Source organism: Mesorhizobium sp. M2A.F.Ca.ET.043.02.1.1 (assembly GCF_003952405.1).
In the GTDB taxonomy this organism is placed as follows: domain Bacteria; phylum Pseudomonadota; class Alphaproteobacteria; order Rhizobiales; family Rhizobiaceae; genus Mesorhizobium.
Map to the genome: position 1 here is coordinate 5,148,226 of NZ_CP034445.1, position 17,389 is coordinate 5,165,614.

The window sequence follows — 17,389 nt, forward strand, 5'->3', positions numbered from 1 at the left end:
CGCGACCGGAAAGCGATATTTTCTGATTGAGGCCATCGAAGATTTCGATGGCGGTAGCTCAAGGGGCAGAGGACCATGGACACGGAGAATCTGCGCAGTTTCCTGGAGGTCGCGGCGCATGGCAGCTTCACCGTGGCGGCCCATCGGCTGAACCTCGCCCAGTCGACCGTCAGCGCTCGCATTCGCGGCCTGGAGGAACAGCTGGGGCGAAAACTGTTCGTGCGCGACAGCGACGGCGTCACGCTGACGCCGGCCGGCCGGCAGTTCCTGCCGCATGCCTCGACGATCACCCGCACCTGGGAGCAATCGCGCCAGGACATCGCCGTTCCCGATGGCTACGAGACGCTGCTCAGGCTGACCGCGCCCGCCTATCTCTGGGACAGCATCACCTCGCCCTGGATCGACTGGATGCGCGCGAAACGGCCGAATGTGGCGCTCAGGCTGGAGGGCAGCTTCCCCGATCTGGCGATCGACCAGATGGCCGAAGGCCTGCTCGACATCTGCATCCTCTATCTGCCCAGGCCGCATCCGGGCATCGTCTATGAGACCTTGGCCGTTGATCAGGTGGTTCTCGTCCAGCACAGGGATCAGCTCGGATCGTGGACGAATAACTACATCCTGATGGACTGGGGGCTGGAGTTCCGCGTCGAGCACGACCGCGCCTTTGCCGGAATGGTGAAGCCGGCGATCTCGGCCGGGCTGGTCTTCATCGGCCTGCAGCACGTGCTGTCGCAGAAAGCGGCCGCCTATCTGCCGCTGAGCGCGGTCAGCACTCATATCCAGCGCGGCGAGTTGAAACGCGTCGAGGACACGCCGGTCTTTCAGCGCCCGATCTACCTTGCCTATCCGGAGAACCCTGCCTCTTCCGATGCTCTCGACCTCGCGCTCACGGGCCTGCGCACGCTCGCCAGGAACCTGTCCGGCGATCAGGCTTTCGCGGAGAGCGACCGCGCCTTCAGCATGTTAAAGCATGTCTCCTGAAAGTGGGGGCCGGTTTCAGGATAAAGACATGCGTCAATCAAAAACCTAAAGCGCATGGAGCGATCTGAAAGATCGCGACGCGCTTTAGGCGCGGCGGCATTCTGATCACGCCGGCTCCACGGCCTTCGGCTTTTGCAGCCTTGCCAGTTCGTCGTAAGGGATATGGCATCGGATGGTATGCCCGGGCTGGGCCTCGGAAAGCTCCGGCTCCTGCGTCTCGCAGATCGCGCCGATCTTGCGCGGGCATCTGGTGTGGAAGACGCAGCCCGTCGGCGGGTTGGCCGCGCTCGGGATCTCGCCGTCGAGGCGGATGCGCGAGCTCTCGCTGCGGTCGAGCTTTGGAACCGCCGACAGCAGCGCTTCGGTGTAGGGATGATGCGGCCCGGAGAACACCGCTACCGACGGCCCGAACTCCATGATGCGGCCGAGATAGAGCACCGCGATCTTGTCGGAGAGATAGCGCACCACGCCGAGGTCGTGCGAGATGAAGATGTAGGAGACATCCTGCCTCGACTGCAGGTCGGCGAGAAGATTGAGGATCGCCGCCTGCACCGAGACGTCGAGCGCCGAGGTCGGTTCGTCGCAGACCACGATGCGCGGATCGCCGGCAAAGGCGCGCGCGATCGCCACGCGCTGCTTCAGCCCGCCCGAGAGCTGGCGCGGCTTGACCGCCAGATGCCGGTCGGTGAGCCGCACCGAGCGGACCATCTCTTCGAGGCGCGCGTCCAGTTTCTTGCCGGTGAGCCCGCCCAGCCGTTTCAGGGCGCGGCTCAGGATATGCCGGATCGAATGCGAGCGGTTGAGCGCGGAGTCCGGATTTTGGAAGACGATCTGCACCGCCTTGACCTGATCCTCCGAGCGCATGGCAAGCCGTGGCGCCAGCTTTTTGCCCTCAAGCTCGATCGAGCCGCCTTCGTCGGGCGGGACAAGGCCGAGCAGCAGCCTGGCGAAGGTCGTCTTGCCGCTGCCGGATTCGCCGACCAGGCCAAGCGTCTCGCCGGGCCTGAGGCTGACCGAGACGTCCTTCACCGCCCGCAGCGGACGGCCGTGGCTGGCATAGGTCTTGTTCAGCCCTTCGACCTGCAGCACAGGCGGCGCCTGCTTCGGTGCGACAGCGGGAATCTCCGCGGGTGTCGCGCGCGGCAGCGACTGCGCCTTGTCATGGTAGTGGCAGCGCGACAGCCGGCCGTCGCCGACCTCATAGAGCGGCGGCGGCTCGGCACGGCAGCGTTCGGGGGCCAAAGCGCAGCGGTCGGCGAAGGCGCAGCCGACGATGGTGGCGCCGATGCCGGGGAGGAAGCCGGGGATGGTGTCGAGCCGGCCCTGGTCCTTGCGCTGGCCGCCGCGCGGCAGGCAGCGCAGCAGCGCCACGGTGTAGGGATGGCGCGGGTCGTTGAAGACGTCCCTGGTCGAGCCTTCCTCCACCAGCATGCCGGCATAGAGCACGCCGACCCGGTCGCACATGTTGGAGACGACGGCGAGGTTGTGGCTGATGAACAGGATCGAGGCGGACAGCTCGCGCCGCAACTGGCCGATCAGGTCGAGCACCTCGGCTTCCACGGTGGCGTCGAGCCCGGTCGTCGGCTCGTCGAGGATCAGCATCGAGGGGTCGTTGGCGAGCGCCATGGCGATCGCCACGCGCTGTTGCATGCCGCCGGAGAGCTGGTGCGGATAGCGCTGCATGACGCTTGCCGGATCCGAGATGCGCACCCGGTTCAGCATGGCGAGCGCCTTGTCTTCAGCCGTCTGTCCGCTGATGCCCGCAAGCTCGAAGATCTCGGTCAATTGCCGGCCGATGCGCAGCGACGGGTTCAGCGCCTTGCCGGGATCCTGATAGACCATCGACACGCTGTCCGCGCGGGCCCGCCGCAGCGCCTCGCCATCGAGCTTCATTACGTCCTTGCCGTCGAGCGCGATCGAGCCGCCGGTGATCGAGCCGTTGCGCGGCAGATAACGCACCACGGAAAGCGCCACGGTGGATTTGCCGCAGCCGGATTCGCCGACCAGCCCGTAGGCTTCGCCGGCCTTGATGGTCAGGTTGACGTTGCGCAGCACCGCGCGGTCGCGGCGGCCGACGCGATAGGCGACCGAAAGGTCTTTGAGTTCTAGCGCGTTGGCGGCTTGGCTAGTCATTGAACGCTCCATGCACGCCGTCGGCCACCAAATTGACGCCGATCACCAGCGAGGCGATGGCCAAGGCATCGAACAGCACCGTCCACCAGAAGCCGCCGCCGATCATGCCGTAATTGGAAGAGATCGACAGGCCCCAGTCGGGTGAGGGCGGCTGGATGCCGAAGCCCATGAAAGAAAGCGTGGCCACCGCGAAGATGGCATAGCCCAGCCGCACCGTCGTCTCGACCAGGATCGGCGGGATGACGTTGGGCAGGATCTCGACGAACATCGTGTGCAGCGCGCCCTCGTGGCGCAGCTTGGCCGCGGCGACATAGTCGAGCTCGCGTTCGGCCAGCACCGCCGAGCGCACCGTGCGCGCGATGATCGGCGCGAAGCTCAGGCCGATGACGACGATGACGGTGATCTTGGACGTGCCGAGCGCGACGATGGCAAGCAGCGCGATGATGACCACCGGGATCGCCATGAAGGCTTCCAGCACGCGGCTGACGATGTCGTCGACGATGCCGCGGAAATAGCCGATGACCAGGCCGAGCGCGGTGCCGGCGATGGTCGCAAGGATCGTCGCCAGCGGCGCGACGGTCAGGATATCGCGGGAGCCGACGATGACGCGTGAGAACACGTCGCGGCCGAGCTGGTCGGTGCCGAACCAGTGGTCGGACGATGGCGGCGCAAGCGTGTTGATGATGTCGGCGTCGAGAGGATCGTAAGGCACGAATTGTTCGCCGAACAGCGCGCAGATAACCCAGAACAGCAGTATGCCCAGGCCGGTCAGGAACGTGGGGGACCTCACGAGCGAATGCAGCACCTCGCCCCAGGGGCTGCGCCGCGCAACAGTATCCGGGACCGCGGGAAGGGATGGGCTGTCCGTCGCGCTCATTGTTCTGCCCCCAGCCGGATGCGCGGATTGAGCACGGAATAGAGGAAGTCGGCGGCCAAGGTCGCCACCGCATAGACGATGCCGATGGTGAGAATGCCGGCCTCCAGCATCGGGAAATCCTTGCCGCGCGCGGCGGTGAAGATCAGCGAGCCGATGCCCTGATAGCGGAACAGCGTTTCGATCACCACCAGGCCGCCGATCAGATAGCCGGTCTGGGTGGCGATCACCGTGATGGTCGGCAGCAGCGCGTTGCGCAGCACATGGCGCCAGATCACCGTCCGCCAGGGCAGGCCTTTCAGCACGGCGGTGCGCGTATAGTCGGAATCGAGCGCCTCGATCATGCCGGACCTGGCCATGCGGGCAATGTAGCCGAACAGCACCAGGAACAGCGGCAGCGAGGGCAGGATAAGGTAATAGATCTGGGTGAAGAAGCCGGCGCCTTTCGGCCATGCGGCGGCGATCGGCAGCCAGCGCAGCCACACCCCGAAGATCAGGATCAGGATGATGCCGGTGACGAATTCCGGCAGCACCGTCACCGACAGGCCGCCGAGGCTGATGATGCGGTCAAGCGGCCGGTTGAGATTGAGCGCGGCGATGACGCCGCCCAGGATGCCGATCGGCACCACCAGCACAAAGGCGATCAATGCCAGCTTCAGCGAATTGCCCAGAGCATCGATGACGAAGGGGGCGACCGGCGCGCGGAAAATGTAGGACGTGCCCATGTCGCCATGCAGGAAATTCCAGATCCAGGTGCCGTACTGGACGAGCAGTGGCCGGTCGACGCCGAGCGAGTGGTTGAGCGCATCGACGGCGCGCTGGTCGGCGAACGGCCCCAATATGGCGCGCCCGACATTGCCCGGCAGCACCTGGCCGCCAAGGAAGACCATGACGCTGAGCAAAAACAGCGTGACGAGCGACAGGGCCAGGCGCCGGACGAGGAAGACGAGGATGGCGAATACTCCTATTGGAGCCGGCTCTCCGTGGAGAGCCGGCTGTCAGGGATATGCTTGTTCGCTCTCGTCAGGCCTTCGACGCCTTGTCGAGGAACAGCTGCGACATGGCGGTGGGCTGCACGCCCGTCACGCCTTTCGCCGTCGCCGTCAGGTAATCGTAGAAATAGCCGAAGACCACCGGCGTTTCTTCGAGCAGCAGCTTCTGGATCTTGCCGGCGGTGGCCTTCTGCGCCTCGAGGTCGAGGGCCGCGATATAGCTCGCCGCCATCTGGTCGTAGTCCTTGTTCTTGAAGTGGGCGGCATTCCAGGTGCCGTCGCTCTTCAGGGGGGCCGCCAGATAGACGTTGGGCACGCCGCGGTGGCCGTAGTCGGTGATGCCCATCGCCGAATCCAGCCAGTTCGACTTGCCGAACACCGCATCGCCGTAATAGGCGCCCTGGTCGAGGATGTTGAGCTCGAGCTCGATGCCGATTTCCTTGACCCAGTTCTGGATGAGCTGAGCGTATTCCGGGATTTCCAGGTAGCGCTCGGTGGTGAGCGTCATCTTGAAGCCCTGGCCGACGCCGGCCGCTTCCATCAGCTGCTTGGCCTGGGCGAGGTCCTGCTTGCGCTGCGGCACGCTGGTGTCGGTCGAGGGGTAGACGGCGGCGAACGGGCTGTCGTTGCCGAGTGCCGCGCGGCCCTTCATCAGACCGGCGGCGAGTTTCTCGCGGTCGAGGCAGAGCGCGATGGCGCGGCGCACGCGCGCGTCCTTCGTCGGGCCCTCGTCGCAGTGCATATGCAGCTGCTGATGCGCCACCGACTTCAGGCTGATGATCTCGAAATTCGGATCGTTGAGGAGCGCAACGCCCGCCAGCACCGGCATCTGGTTGATGATGTCGATCTGGCCGCCCTGCAGCGCCAGGATCTGCGGCTGGATGTCGGTAAAGAAGGTGAACTCGGTGCGATCCGGCAGGGCCTTGTCGCCCCAGTAGTCGTCGTTGCGCACGAAGGACGCACCGACCTTCGGCGTGTATTTTTCCAGCTTGAACGGACCGGTGCCGTCGAAGCTCTTCTCGTAGTCGCCCTTGTAGCTCGCCGGGATGATGACGGCGTTGTAGTTGTCGGACGACACCATATAGGGGAAGTTGCCGTTCGGCGCATCGAGATGGAATTCGACCGTGTAGTCGTCGACCTTCTTGGTGTTGCCCTTCTGCAGGATGCCGCTGAACACCGACAGCGCGTTGGACGAGTTGGCCGGATCGGCGAGCCGGTCGATGCTGGCCACCACGTCTTCGGCCCTCATCTCGCCGCCCGAGTGGAACTTGACACCCTTGCGCAGCGTGAAGGTCCACACCGTGCCGTCGGCATTCGGCTTCCAGCTTTCCGCCAGCGCCGGCTTCAGCACCAGGTCCGGGCCGTCGACGCAAAGAAATTCTGCCACTTGCTGCATAACGAGCAGGCCGCCGGCGTCGGCGATGGTGACGGGATCGATCGCCCCGGCCGGCACGCTGCTGCCGACGCGAATGGTGCCGCCGGCAGCACCTGCGGCGCGAGCGAGCGAAGGCGTCGCGCCGAAGCCGGCGGCCATGCCGATGCGGCCGAGCAGCGGCAGCGACAGGCCGAGCAGGCTGCCGTGGCGGACGAATTCGCGGCGGCTGAGGCGGCCGTCGACAAGGCCGTCGATCAGATGGTTTTCGAGGGGCGTGCGGCCACGCCGCAGCAGATCGAGAATGCGATAGTTCTTGCTCATGGGTTCTATGCCCTTTCCCCAGTTGTTGTGGTTGGCGAGTGCATTCCAACTGATGAGTTCCGTGGAGTTCTCCTGTTCCAGGCCTCATCAGTATCGGTCGATATACAGTAGCATGCGGTTCCGACCGATCCATCCGCTGGTTGGGACGGAAAAGTCAGATTTTCTTGATGAATTGTCTGTCGGCCAGGCGACTTGTGGCCGCCTTTTTCCGGATAGGTCCTGCTAGCTTTTCGACATCCTCCTAATTCAGCGGCAGTCTGCGGTAGGTCCCGGGTTTTTCCGGGTCGTGATATTTGTTGCAGGGGCCGTTCTCGACGAAATCGCGATGGCAGGCGGCGAGCCTTTCTTGCGACAGCGTGACCCCGAGGCCATGGCCTTCCGGCACCGGCACGGTGTTGTTCTTGGGCGCGAACGGGCCTTCCTCGATGATGTCCATCGGCTGCATGCGAAACAGCGACTGGTTGGGCTCCCTGATCCAGCCGAGCGCGGCGCACAGATGCAGGTAGCAGGCGCTGCCGATGCCGGTGTCGCCGCTGTAGCACCAGCAGTCGATGCCGGCATGCTCGCAGGCGCCAACGAAGCGCAGCATGCGGTTGATGCCGCCATGCGCCGTCGGGTTGCCGACGAAGGCATCCGGCACCTTCAACTCCATCGCCCGCGCGACGTCGATGTTATGGGTCGAGAACGGGATCGAGGTGTGACGGCGCAGCTCGCGCATCTCCTCGATGGTCGCGACCGGGTCCTCCCAGTTGCGCACGCCGAGCTCCTCCAGCGGCCGCGCCAATTGCCTGGCGGTGGCCAGCGAATAGGCTTGGTTGGAGTCGATGCGGATCATCGCGTCGCCGCCGAGCTTCCTGCGGATCAGCTCGACCATCTTCATGGAAATTTTCGGATCATGCATCGAGAACTTGCCTTCGAAGAAGGTGGTGCCGTGGCGCTCGTGGAGTTCGACGCAATAGTCGGCGACCTCTTCCGGCGTCTTCTCGCCCTTGACCCTGGCGCCATCACCGCGCAGTGAGAAATAATCGGTGAAGGGGATGTCCTTGCGCACCGCGCCGCCGAGCAACTGGTAAAGCGGCTGCTTCCACGCCTTGCCGCGCAGGTCCCACAGCGCCCTCTCGATGGCGCCGAAAGCCATGATGCGGGTGCGGTCGTTGATCGACTGCACGCCGCTCCAGAATGGCAGGCAGACTTCCTCCGCGCCGGCGATGTCGAAGGCGTCACGGCCAACAAGCCTCGGCGCCAGCACGTCGTTGACAATGGCCGCCGCGCCCGGCGTCGGCGCCTCGCCGATGCCGACAAGCCCGTCCTCGGTCTCGACCTCGACGATGGTCGGCGAAAAGCCGTCGAGCTCGCCGAAGACCCAGACATAAGGGGCCTCCAGCCGGTAATTGATCGGGGTTGCCTTGACGCGCCTGATCTTCATGTCAGCCGATCTCGAAGAAGGGTTCGCCGAGCAGGCCCGGATCCACGTCGATGCCGAGGCCGGGGCCGTCGGGAATGCCCATATGGCTGCCGGTCACCGGTGGCGCGTTCCTTGCCGTGCGCACCGCGACCCATTCGTGGAAGGCGATGGCATGCAGCCGGCGCTCTGCCGGTGTCGACAGCGACAGATGCGCCATGGCGGCGGTGTCGATCTCGGCGCCGCCTGTGTCTTCCACGGTGATCATGAAGCCGAGGTCCACGGCGACGTCGCGGATCAGCCGTGTCTGTGTCACGCCGCCGAGCCGCGAGATCTTCAGCGTCAGCCCGTCGGCGGCACCCCGGCGGTGGATTTCCAGCATCTCGCCGAGCGACGTGACGGATTCGTCCAGCACCATTGGCTTGTCGAGCATGCGGCGCACCGACATGTTCTCATCCAGCGTCGTGCAGGGCTGCTCGAACGTGTAGTCGATGCCTCGCGTGGCGTCGGCGAACTGCCGCGCCTGGTAGGGCGTCCAGCCGGCATTGGCATCGCAGAAGATCACCGTGCCCTTGGGCACCGCCGAGGCGACAGTCGTCACCCGCTCGATGTCGTCATGCACATTGCCGCCGACCTTGACCTGCAGACGGCGGCAGCCCTCGGAAATGATCCGCTTGGCCAAAGCCGCCATCTGATCGAGCGTGCCGTGGGTGACGACCCGGTAGGTCTCCGCCATATCGCTTTCGCGGCCGCCCAGCATGGTCACCAGCGGCATGTCGGCCGCGCGGGCGGCGAGATCCCAGCACGCCATGTCGAGCGCCGACTTGATGTAAGGGTGGCCCTTGAACACCGTGTCCATCAGCCGGCCGATGCCGGCAAATCCGCGCGGATCCTGGCCGATGAGATGCGGCGCGATTTCCGGCACGCCCGCGCGCGCTCCCGCCGGGAAGGCGGCCGAATAGAAATTGCCGAGCGGCGCCATCTCGCCCCAGCCGGTCACACCGCTGTCGGAGGTGATGGCGACGATCACCGCATCGAAACAGTCGGCGACGCGTCCCTTGGACATGCGGTAAGGCCCGTCCACGAAGGGCTGGACGACATGGTAGGCCTTGATGCTCTCGATCTTCACTTTGCTGTCCGTCTGTCAGTTCTTCGATGTGCGCTTTTCGAGGCCGCGCGCGTATGAAAGCAGCTCTTCGAAATCGAGATCGATATGCTCGCGCGCATGGCGCTGGGCGGCGCGCATGTCGGCGCCTTTGAGCAGCGCCACATAGGTTTCGTGCACATCCTCGGCCGGCACCGGTTCGTTGCGCGCCCGCTGATGCAGGGCGAAGTACATCTGCAGCCGGCTCGTCAGCCGCTGCCAGGTCTCGAGCAGCACCGAATTGTCGGCCCACTCGTAGATCAGCCCGTGCAGCTGCAGCGCCGTCTCGATCTGGCGCGTGGTGTCCACCGCCCGCGTCGCCTGCTTCACCGCCTCGTGGCGGCGGTCCAGCTCATCCAGGAAGCGTGGGTCGCGCTGCGGCCAGGCAAGCTCGATGGCGAATTCATCGAGCACCTTGTTGAGCGAATAGGCATCGATGATGTCCTTGGCCGTGACGTCGATGACGAAGGTTCCGGCATAGGGGATGCTGGTCAGGATGCCTTCCTGCACCAGCTCGCGCATCGCCTCGCGCAGCGGCGCGCGGCTCACCCGCATCTGTTCCGAAATCCTGAGCTCGTTGAGCTTCTGCCCCGGTTCCAGCTGTCCGGTCAGGATGGCGCGCCTGAGCAGGGCGACGATCTCCGCCCTGCGCGTCGTATCCGCGATCGGACCGAAATCCAGCTTTGCCATAGGTCGACCCCCGGGAGGAATTTCTGCAAGACAAGCAGATTGTCGACAATCTAACAAGAGCTTTTTGACCGAGATCGGCGAGTTGTGGAGACTGTTTCGAAAATCGCTCTGGCGAGTCTCAAGCGGCACGGCCGTAGAAGCCGATCCGCTCCTCATCGGTGAACATCACGCCGGGACGTTCGTAGTAGGAGAACACCGCGATCATTCGCTCGCGATTGCCCTCGACCGTGGTGACGCGATGCGCGGTGTTCTTGCCGCGGAAGACGTTGAGCGTGCCGGCCTTGATGCGCAGGATTTTTGCTTCAGGGTCGCGCCCCTCGAGCAGCTTGGCGACCCCGTCATAATTCGGGTCGCAGTCCGAGCGCAGGTCGGTGCGGTACTCGAAGTCGCCGCCGCGCTCGGGCGCCTGCAGCAACAGCGTCGTGGTGAATTCCGAGCGGTCGAAATGCCAGTTGAGCGCTTCGCCCGCCCGGTAGCCCATGACGTTGGCCCGGGCCAGCGGATCCTGCATGACATGCAGTTTCGGCTTGTCCATCGTCGCCGCCAGGAACCGCACCAGCGGCTCGTATTCATAGATCGAAAGCACAGTGCTGCTGGCGATCTGGTCGGCGCAGACCGTATGGCTGATCGTCTCGACCTTGCGCAGCGCCGGATGGTCGGGCGCCAATTCCGGGATCGACGGCTTGAAATAGATGTTGTGCATGCGCCTGTGGACATGCGAGCGCGTGTCCATCACCGGCCGGATCTCGGCGACGGCCTTCTCGGCGATGCCGGGGCGCAGGCACCCTTCCAGGTTGAACATGCCGTTGGCCGCAAGCGCGGCCTTGGACTCGTCGACCAGCCGTTGCCATTCAGGGCTGCCCTCGCGGTGCAGCGGATAGCGGTCCAGGTCGAGAATGGTTTCGATCATAGCGTCCTCCAAAATCTGAGGTCACTACACCGCAAGGAAATCTTTGCGGCAACGGGGAAAATTGTTAGGCTCTCCCGAGAAAATCTTTCGAGGATGGTGCGTGGAAAAGCTTCCGCCTTTGAATGCAATGCGGGCCTTCGAGGTCGCGGCCCGCGCCGGCTCCTTCACGCTTGCCGCCGGCGAGCTTGGCGTCTCCTCGGCCGCAGTCAGCCAGCAGATCCGCAACCTGGAAGACTGGTTCGGCAAGCAGCTCTTCGTGCGCAACGGCAACCGCATCGCGCTGACCGATGCCGGCCACGCGATCTATCCGCAGACGGCGCATGCGCTGGGCGAGATCGCGGCGGTCGGCCGGCGCATGCTGGAAGGCGGCTTGCGCACGCGTCTCGTGGTGAGCGTGCCCTTCTCGCTTGCCGAGCTTTGGCTGGCGCCGCGACTGGCGGTGCTGCTCGACGGCTTTCCGCAAATGGCCATCGATGTCCGCGTCGAGGACGATCCCGTCGATGTGGTGCGCCAGAACATCGACCTGCGTATCTCATATGGCGATTACCACTATCCGGCGCTGAAAATGGTCAGGCTCGTCCATGACGAGGTGCTGCCGGTCGCAGCCCCCGACTTCTGGCAGCGCTACGGGAACGGGTCGCCCACCCTCGCCGATGTGCATGAGAGCCATTTCATCCACACCAACTGGGGGCCGAACTACGCCTCGCATCCGAGCTGGGCGGATTGGTTCGCCGCCGCGGGCGGCAACCGCGCGCCCGACCCGTCGCATGGCCGCCGCGTCGGCCTGTCCAGCCTGGCGATCGGCGCCGCGCGGCTGGGGTTGGGGATAGCGCTCGGCCAACGGATCATGGCGAGCGCCGATCTCGAAGCCGGCCGATTGATCGCGCTGTCGTCCGTCTCTGTCCGCCTCGGCCAGCCCTATTGCGCCTTCATGCTGCCGGCGAAGGCGGAACGCGCCGACATTGCCGGCCTGGTCGAATTGCTGGCGAGCAGTCCCGGCAGGCCCCTACGGAACCGGTATCGGGAACCGATTGAACCCTCCTAACAAAACGGCGCCCTCGACGTGGGAGTCGAGGGCACCGTCGGACCGGAAACTGATGGGGGTTATCAGCTGGCCGGTTTCGGTTGCGGCAAGGGAGAAACCGGCATTCCGGGTCCGATCTTCTGCAGATTGCCCGTGATCACCTGGTCGGTCTCGGAAATGCCGGAGGTCACGGAAATCAGGTCGCCGTCGGTCGGCCCAAGCGACACCAGCTTCTGATCGACGGTGTTGCCCTTGCCGATGACATAGAGGTACTTGCCGAGCTGGCTGGAACCCAGCGCCACCTGCGGCACCATCAGCGTGTTGGGCTGCTCCTTCACATGCAGCCGCACCCGCACATATTGCCCGGGCAGCAGCGTGAACTTGGCGTTGCCGATCGTGGCGCGCGCCGTGATCGTGCCGGTCGAATGGTCGATCGTGTTGTCGATGAAGGTCAGCTCACCCTTCTGGCTGGGCTTGGTCTCGCTGGGCAGGAGCACGTCGACGGCGATCGGACCGTTGGCCTTCGCCTGCTCGATCTGCACGAGATCGGTCTCGCTCGGGTTGAAGGTCACATAGATCGGGTCGAGCTGCACCAGCGTGTTCAGCACCGTGCCGGCGACGCTGACCAGCGTGCCGACCGAAGCCTGGTTGCGGCCGATCCGGCCCGAGAAGGGCGCCTTGATCTCGGCATAGCCAAGGTTGAGCTCGGCTGTCCGCACCGCCGCCTGGTCGACGGCAAGGGCGGCCTGGGCCGTGCGCAGATTGCTGGTGCGCTGGTCGAAGCTGTCCTTGTCGAGATAGCCGGCCTTGGCGAGGTCGGTGCCGCGGCCGAGATTGGACTTTGCATATTCCAGCGTCGCGGTATCGCGCTGCACTTGCGCCTTCGCCTGGTCGAGCGCGGCCTGATAATCCTCCGGCGCGATCCGATAGAGCAGGTCGCCCTGCTTGACGTCGCTGCCGTCGGCCGCGGTCTGCTCCTGCAGATAGCCCGGCACACGCGCCTGCAGCGTGATGCTGCGGATCGACTCCACCCGCGCGGCGTAGTCGAGATAGATCGGCAGCGTCTTCTTCACGACATTCACCACCGGCACCGGCATGACGAAGGCCGCCGGGGCGGGCGCCGCGCCCGCCGTGCCGCCGCCGAGATAGCCCGGATTCAGCAGGTGGACGCTTGCAACCGACACTGCGCCCACCGCGACGGCGGCGCCTAAAGCGATTTCCCATCTACGCATTTTGCTCTCCAATCCTATTCGGCCGCCTGGGCGAGCGGCTGAAGCGCCGGCTCGGCGGTCGGTTCAATTTCCTTTGACTCAGGGGCGCCATGGTGTCCCTCGGCTGGTTCCTTTTCGCCGCGCTCGCGCAGCTGCTCGATCACCGCGTAGAAGACGGGTACGAACACCAGCGACAGGATGGTCGCCGCCACCATGCCGCCGAAGACGGTGGTGCCGATCGACTGCCGGCTGGCGGCGCCCGCGCCTGTCGCGAACATCAGCGGCAGCACGCCGAGGATGAAGGCGAAGGCGGTCATCAGGATCGGCCGCAGCCTCAGCCGCGCGGCCTCCATCGAGGCCTCGACGATGGTGAGCCCTTCCTCGCGACGGCGCCTGGCGAACTCGACGATCAGGATCGCGTTCTTGGCCGCGAGGCCGATCAGCATGACGAAGCCGATCTGCGAGTAGACGTCGATCTGCATGCCGCGCAGCAAAAGCACCACGAAGGCGCCGAACAGAGCGAGCGGCACGGCGAGCAGCACCATGAAGGGCATCGCCCAGCTTTCATACTGCGCCGCCAGGATCAGGAAGACGAAGACGATCGCCAGCCCGAACACGACCGAGGCGATCGATCCGGCCTTGAGCTCCTGGAAGGTGATGCCGGTCCATTCGTAGCCGAAGTCGCGCGGCAGCACGTTCGCTGCCGCCCGCTCCATGGCCGCCACCGCCTGACCGGACGAGAAGCCGGGGGCAGCACCGCCATTGATCAGGGCCGAGGCATTGTTGTTGTAATGCGGCACGGTCTCGGGTCCGACGATCGGCACCAGCTTGCCCAGCGTGCTCAGCGGCACCATGCCGCCCGACGCGTTGCGCACATAGAGCCTGGAGATGTCGGTGGCGTCGGCGCGCGCGTCCTTGTCGGCCTGGATGGTCACGCGGAAGGTGCGGCCAAATAGGTTGAAGTCGTTGACGTAGAGCGAGCCGAGATAGATCTGCAGCGTGTTGAACACATCGGGCAGGTTGAGGCCGAGAAGCTTCGCCTTGCTGCGGTCAAGGTCGTAGTTGAACTGCGGCGTCGAGGTCGAGAAGGACGAGAACAGCTGCTGCGGATTGAGCTCGGGCTGCTTGCGCGCCTCCGCGATCAGCGCCTGCGTCACATCGTTCAGCGCAGCGCTGCCGCGTCCCGACAGATCCTCCACCTGGAACTCGAAGCCGCCGGTGGTGCCGAGGCCCGGGATCGACGGTGGATCGAAGGACAGCGCGAACGCATCCGGCATCTGCAAGAGCTTGCCGCGCACCTGTTCGACCAGTTTCGAGGCGCTCTGGTCAGGCCCGCGCTCATCCCAGGGCTTCAGGATGGCGAACTCCACCGCCGAGTTCGACTGCGCGGCGCTGGTGAGGAAGTTCAGACCGCTGATCGAGCCGACGATGTCGACGCCGGGCGTGTTCTGCAGGATGTCGCGCGCCTTCTGCGCCACCGCGTCGGTGCGTTCGAGCGAAGCGCCGTCCGGCAGCTGGATGACGACGAAGAAATAGCCCTGGTCCTCCACTGGGAGGAAGGTCGAGGGCAATTTCTGCCAGACGAAATAGGTGGCGACGAGGCCGGCCGCGAACAGGCCGAGCATCGCCCAGCGCAGCTTGATCAGGATGCGCACGCCGTGGGCATAGGCATGGGACAGCCAGTCGAAGCCGGCGTTGAACCAGCGGAACAGCACGAACTGGGTTTCGCCGCGATGGCGCAGGAAGGCGGCGCTCAGGGCAGGGGACAGCGTCAGCGAGTTGAAGGCTGAGATGCCGACCGAGATCGCGACGGTGAGCGCGAACTGGTTGTAGAGCCGGCCGGAGACGCCCGGGATGAAGGCGACGGGAATGAACACCGCCATCAGCACCGCCGTAGTGGCGATGATCGGTCCGGTCACTTCGGCCATCGCCGCGCGCGTCGCGGCAAGCGGCTTCAAGCCCGCTTCCAATTGTCGCTCGACATTCTCCACCACCACGATCGCGTCGTCGACGACAAGGCCGATCGCCAGCACCATGCCGAGCAGCGAGAGCATGTTGAGCGAGAAGCCCAGCATATACATGATCGCCAGCGTCGCGATCAGCGATACGGGGATGGCGATGGTCGGGATGATGGTGGTGCGCCAGCTCTGCAGGAAGATGAACACCACCGCCACGACCAGCACCAGCGCCTCGCCGAGCGTGATCAGCACGTCATGCATCGAGGCCGACACGAAGCGCGTCGTGTCGTAATGCATGGCGTAGTGGACGCCCTTCGGGAAGCGCTGCGACAGCTCCTGCATCTTGTCCTTGACCCGCTGCTGCAGGTCGAGCGCGTTGGAGCCGGGCATCTGGTAGACGGCCAAAACCACCGTCGGGTCCTTGCCGAAGAAGGCGGATGACGAATATTGCAGCGCGCCGAGCTCGATGCTGGCGACGTCCCGCAGCCGCACAAGCGAGCCGTTCTGGGAGTTGGCGCGCACGACGATGTCGCCGAATTCCTTCGGGTCGCTCAGGCGGCCGACGGCATTGACCTGCATTTCGAAGGCGGTGCCGGCCGGCGCCGGCGACTGGCCGATCTTGCCGGCCGCGACCTGCACGTTCTGCTCGGCGATGGCGTTCTGGACGTCGACGGCGGTGATACCGAGATTGGCGAGCTTGTCTGGGTCGAGCCAGACGCGCATCGAATAGCGGCGCTCGCCGAAGATCTGCACGTCGCCGACGCCCGGCAGGCGCTTCAGCGGATCGACCACCTGCAGATACGCAAGGTTGCTCAGCGCCACGGGATCGACCGAGCCGTCCGGCGAGGTGAGGTCGACGATCAGCACGAAATTGGGGTTCTGCTTCTTGATCGTCACGCCGCCCTGGTTCACGATTGCCGGCAGGGAGGACGCCGCTTGGCTGACGCGATTCTGCACGTCCACGGCCGCCGTGCTCAGCGGATAGCCGACGTCGAAGGTGATGGTGATGGTGGACGAGCCGTCATTTGAGCTCGTCGACGACATGTAGGTCATGCCCTGCACGCCGTTGATCTGCTGCTCGAGCGGCGTGGTGACCGTATCGGCCACGACCTGCGCGCTGGCGCCCGGATAGTGGGCGCTGACCACGACCTGCGGCGGCGTGATGTCGGGGAACTGCGAGACCGGCAGCAGGAAATAGGCGATCGCGCCGGCGAGCACCATGATGATGGCGATCGCGGACGCGAAGATCGGGCGGTGGACGAAGAAGTTTACCATGATGCGCATGCCTCGACGAAGGGCTTTGCGAAATGACGCAGGCGCCGGGTCCGGCCGGAACCGGAATCCTGCAGGAAGGAAGGCAGGATTTCATCATCCGGCGCCTGTTTCGCCGCGCGCTGGCGCAGCATCCGTTCGAAGGCTTTGGGGTCGATTCCGTCCGCCTTCATCACCAGCCGGATCATCGGATCCCGGACGGCTTCGTCGACCGTCAGGTCTTTGCGCTTTTGCATAGGAGCGGCTCCTTGCTCGGTCCGCATCGATTGATCACGGACCGCTTTTCTCTTTTTCACCGGCCGAAGCCGCATGACAGGCTGCTTTTTCGTCCTATCTCACTCTGGCAGGCTATCGGAGGGCCTTGTCGTTTGACGGGGAGTGATATAGGTGTTACCAGTAAGTAACATCTAAAAGTTACAGACCGGTAACACCCTAGTCAAGAGGTGGCGACGGTTTTTTTGGAAACGACGAAAGGAGATCATCATGAGTGACGGCGTCGCGGAGCGTTCCCGTCCCCGGGATCGGATCCTGGAGACGGCGCAGGACATGTTCCACAAGCACGGCATCAAGGGCGTTGGCGTCGACGCCATCACCGAGGCTGCCGGCACCAACAAGATGACGCTTTACCGCCATTTCGAGTCCAAGGACGAGCTGGTCGTTGAATGCCTGCGCGCCACGGCGGCGAAGGCTTCAAGAATCTGGGACGAGTTCGAGGCCCAGCATCCCGGCGACAAGCTCGCCCAGTTGCATGCCTGGGTCCAGAAGGCTTCGGAACTGCTCAGCGCCGACAGCCGCGGCTGCGACATGGCCAATGCCGCCGTCGAGCTCACCGAGGCCGACCACCCGGCCAGGCGCGTCATCAAGGAACTGAAGGAAGCCCAGCGCGAGAAGCTGGTAGCGCTTTGCCGCGATGCCGGCATCGGCCAGGCCGAACTGCTTGCCGACACGCTGTCGCTGCTGCTCGAAGGCGCCCGCGTCTCGATGCAGAGCGTCGGCGCCGAAGGCCCGAGCGCGCAATTCGTGCGCATGGCCGAAAGCCTGATCGCTTCATTCCGGGCGCGCTGACTCGGGGCTTACGGACTCCCCCTCATCCGGCCGCTTC

14 protein-coding genes are annotated in these 17,389 nt (G+C 64.9%); 3 read left to right on the forward strand and 11 right to left on the reverse strand.

All coding sequences use genetic code 11. The features are described from left to right. Positions 1-75 precede the first annotated feature (75 nt). Complete coding sequence (locus EJ068_RS24350; protein WP_127250321.1) at positions 76-981, forward strand: LysR family transcriptional regulator; 906 nt, start codon at positions 76-78, stop codon at positions 979-981. A gap of 105 nt (positions 982-1,086) precedes the next feature. Here the strand turns inward: EJ068_RS24350 and EJ068_RS24355 are convergent, their stop codons facing one another. From EJ068_RS24355 to EJ068_RS24390, 8 genes are all read right to left on the reverse strand, one after another. Beyond that, complete coding sequence (locus tag EJ068_RS24355; RefSeq protein ID WP_189512563.1) at positions 1,087-3,114, reverse strand: ABC transporter ATP-binding protein; 2,028 nt, start codon at positions 3,112-3,114, stop codon at positions 1,087-1,089. Next, positions 3,107-3,991 (reverse strand): ABC transporter permease, encoded by an 885-nt coding sequence (locus tag EJ068_RS24360; protein WP_127250323.1) that lies wholly within the window; start codon positions 3,989-3,991, stop codon positions 3,107-3,109. The genes EJ068_RS24355 and EJ068_RS24360 overlap by 8 nt, the downstream gene beginning before the upstream one ends. Continuing rightward, on the reverse strand, positions 3,988-4,941 hold the full coding sequence (locus EJ068_RS24365; RefSeq protein WP_108703019.1) for an ABC transporter permease: 954 nt from the start codon (positions 4,939-4,941) through the stop codon (positions 3,988-3,990). The genes EJ068_RS24360 and EJ068_RS24365 overlap by 4 nt, the downstream gene beginning before the upstream one ends. Before the next feature lie 70 nt (positions 4,942-5,011). Continuing rightward, positions 5,012-6,676, reverse strand: a complete 1,665-nt coding sequence (locus tag EJ068_RS24370) for an ABC transporter substrate-binding protein (protein ID WP_129554908.1) — start codon at positions 6,674-6,676, stop codon at positions 5,012-5,014. 241 nt (positions 6,677-6,917) lie between these two features. Further along, complete coding sequence (locus EJ068_RS24375; RefSeq protein ID WP_127250325.1) at positions 6,918-8,102, reverse strand: mandelate racemase/muconate lactonizing enzyme family protein; 1,185 nt, start codon at positions 8,100-8,102, stop codon at positions 6,918-6,920. A gap of 1 nt (position 8,103) precedes the next feature. Continuing rightward, positions 8,104-9,207 carry a mandelate racemase/muconate lactonizing enzyme family protein gene (locus EJ068_RS24380; RefSeq protein WP_127250326.1) on the reverse strand — a complete coding sequence of 368 codons (1,104 nt, stop codon included), beginning with the start codon at positions 9,205-9,207 and terminating at the stop codon, positions 8,104-8,106. Positions 9,208-9,222: 15 nt separating this feature from the next. After that, entirely contained in the window at positions 9,223-9,912 is a 690-nt protein-coding gene (locus tag EJ068_RS24385) for a GntR family transcriptional regulator (RefSeq protein WP_126078650.1), read from the reverse strand. Between the two features lie 118 nt (positions 9,913-10,030). Further along, the gene (locus tag EJ068_RS24390; RefSeq protein ID WP_245463214.1) at positions 10,031-10,822 is read right to left on the reverse strand and encodes a 2OG-Fe(II) oxygenase; all 792 of its coding nucleotides are present in this window, start codon (positions 10,820-10,822) and stop codon (positions 10,031-10,033) included. 100 nt (positions 10,823-10,922) lie between these two features. Here EJ068_RS24390 and EJ068_RS24395 point away from each other — a divergent pair, with 100 nt between their 5' ends. Then, a complete protein-coding gene (locus tag EJ068_RS24395) occupies positions 10,923-11,867 on the forward strand; it encodes a LysR substrate-binding domain-containing protein (RefSeq protein WP_127250327.1) in 945 nt (314 codons plus the stop codon). Positions 11,868-11,929: 62 nt separating this feature from the next. On the opposite strand, the gene EJ068_RS24400 is transcribed toward EJ068_RS24395, so the two are convergent. The 3 genes from EJ068_RS24400 to EJ068_RS24410 are packed head-to-tail and all read right to left on the reverse strand — an operon-like array spanning position 11,930 to position 16,598. Next, positions 11,930-13,078, reverse strand: a complete 1,149-nt coding sequence (locus EJ068_RS24400) for an efflux RND transporter periplasmic adaptor subunit (RefSeq protein ID WP_127250328.1) — start codon at positions 13,076-13,078, stop codon at positions 11,930-11,932. 14 nt (positions 13,079-13,092) lie between these two features. Next, a complete protein-coding gene (locus EJ068_RS24405) occupies positions 13,093-16,290 on the reverse strand; it encodes a multidrug efflux RND transporter permease subunit (protein ID WP_127250335.1) in 3,198 nt (1,065 codons plus the stop codon). Beyond that, complete coding sequence (locus EJ068_RS24410) at positions 16,284-16,598, reverse strand: hypothetical protein (RefSeq protein ID WP_245463215.1); 315 nt, start codon at positions 16,596-16,598, stop codon at positions 16,284-16,286. The genes EJ068_RS24405 and EJ068_RS24410 overlap by 7 nt, the downstream gene beginning before the upstream one ends. 172 nt (positions 16,599-16,770) lie before the next feature. Here EJ068_RS24410 and EJ068_RS24415 point away from each other — a divergent pair, with 172 nt between their 5' ends. Continuing rightward, positions 16,771-17,352 (forward strand): TetR/AcrR family transcriptional regulator, encoded by a 582-nt coding sequence (locus EJ068_RS24415; RefSeq protein ID WP_126078646.1) that lies wholly within the window; start codon positions 16,771-16,773, stop codon positions 17,350-17,352. The last annotated feature ends 37 nt before the right edge of the window (positions 17,353-17,389 follow it).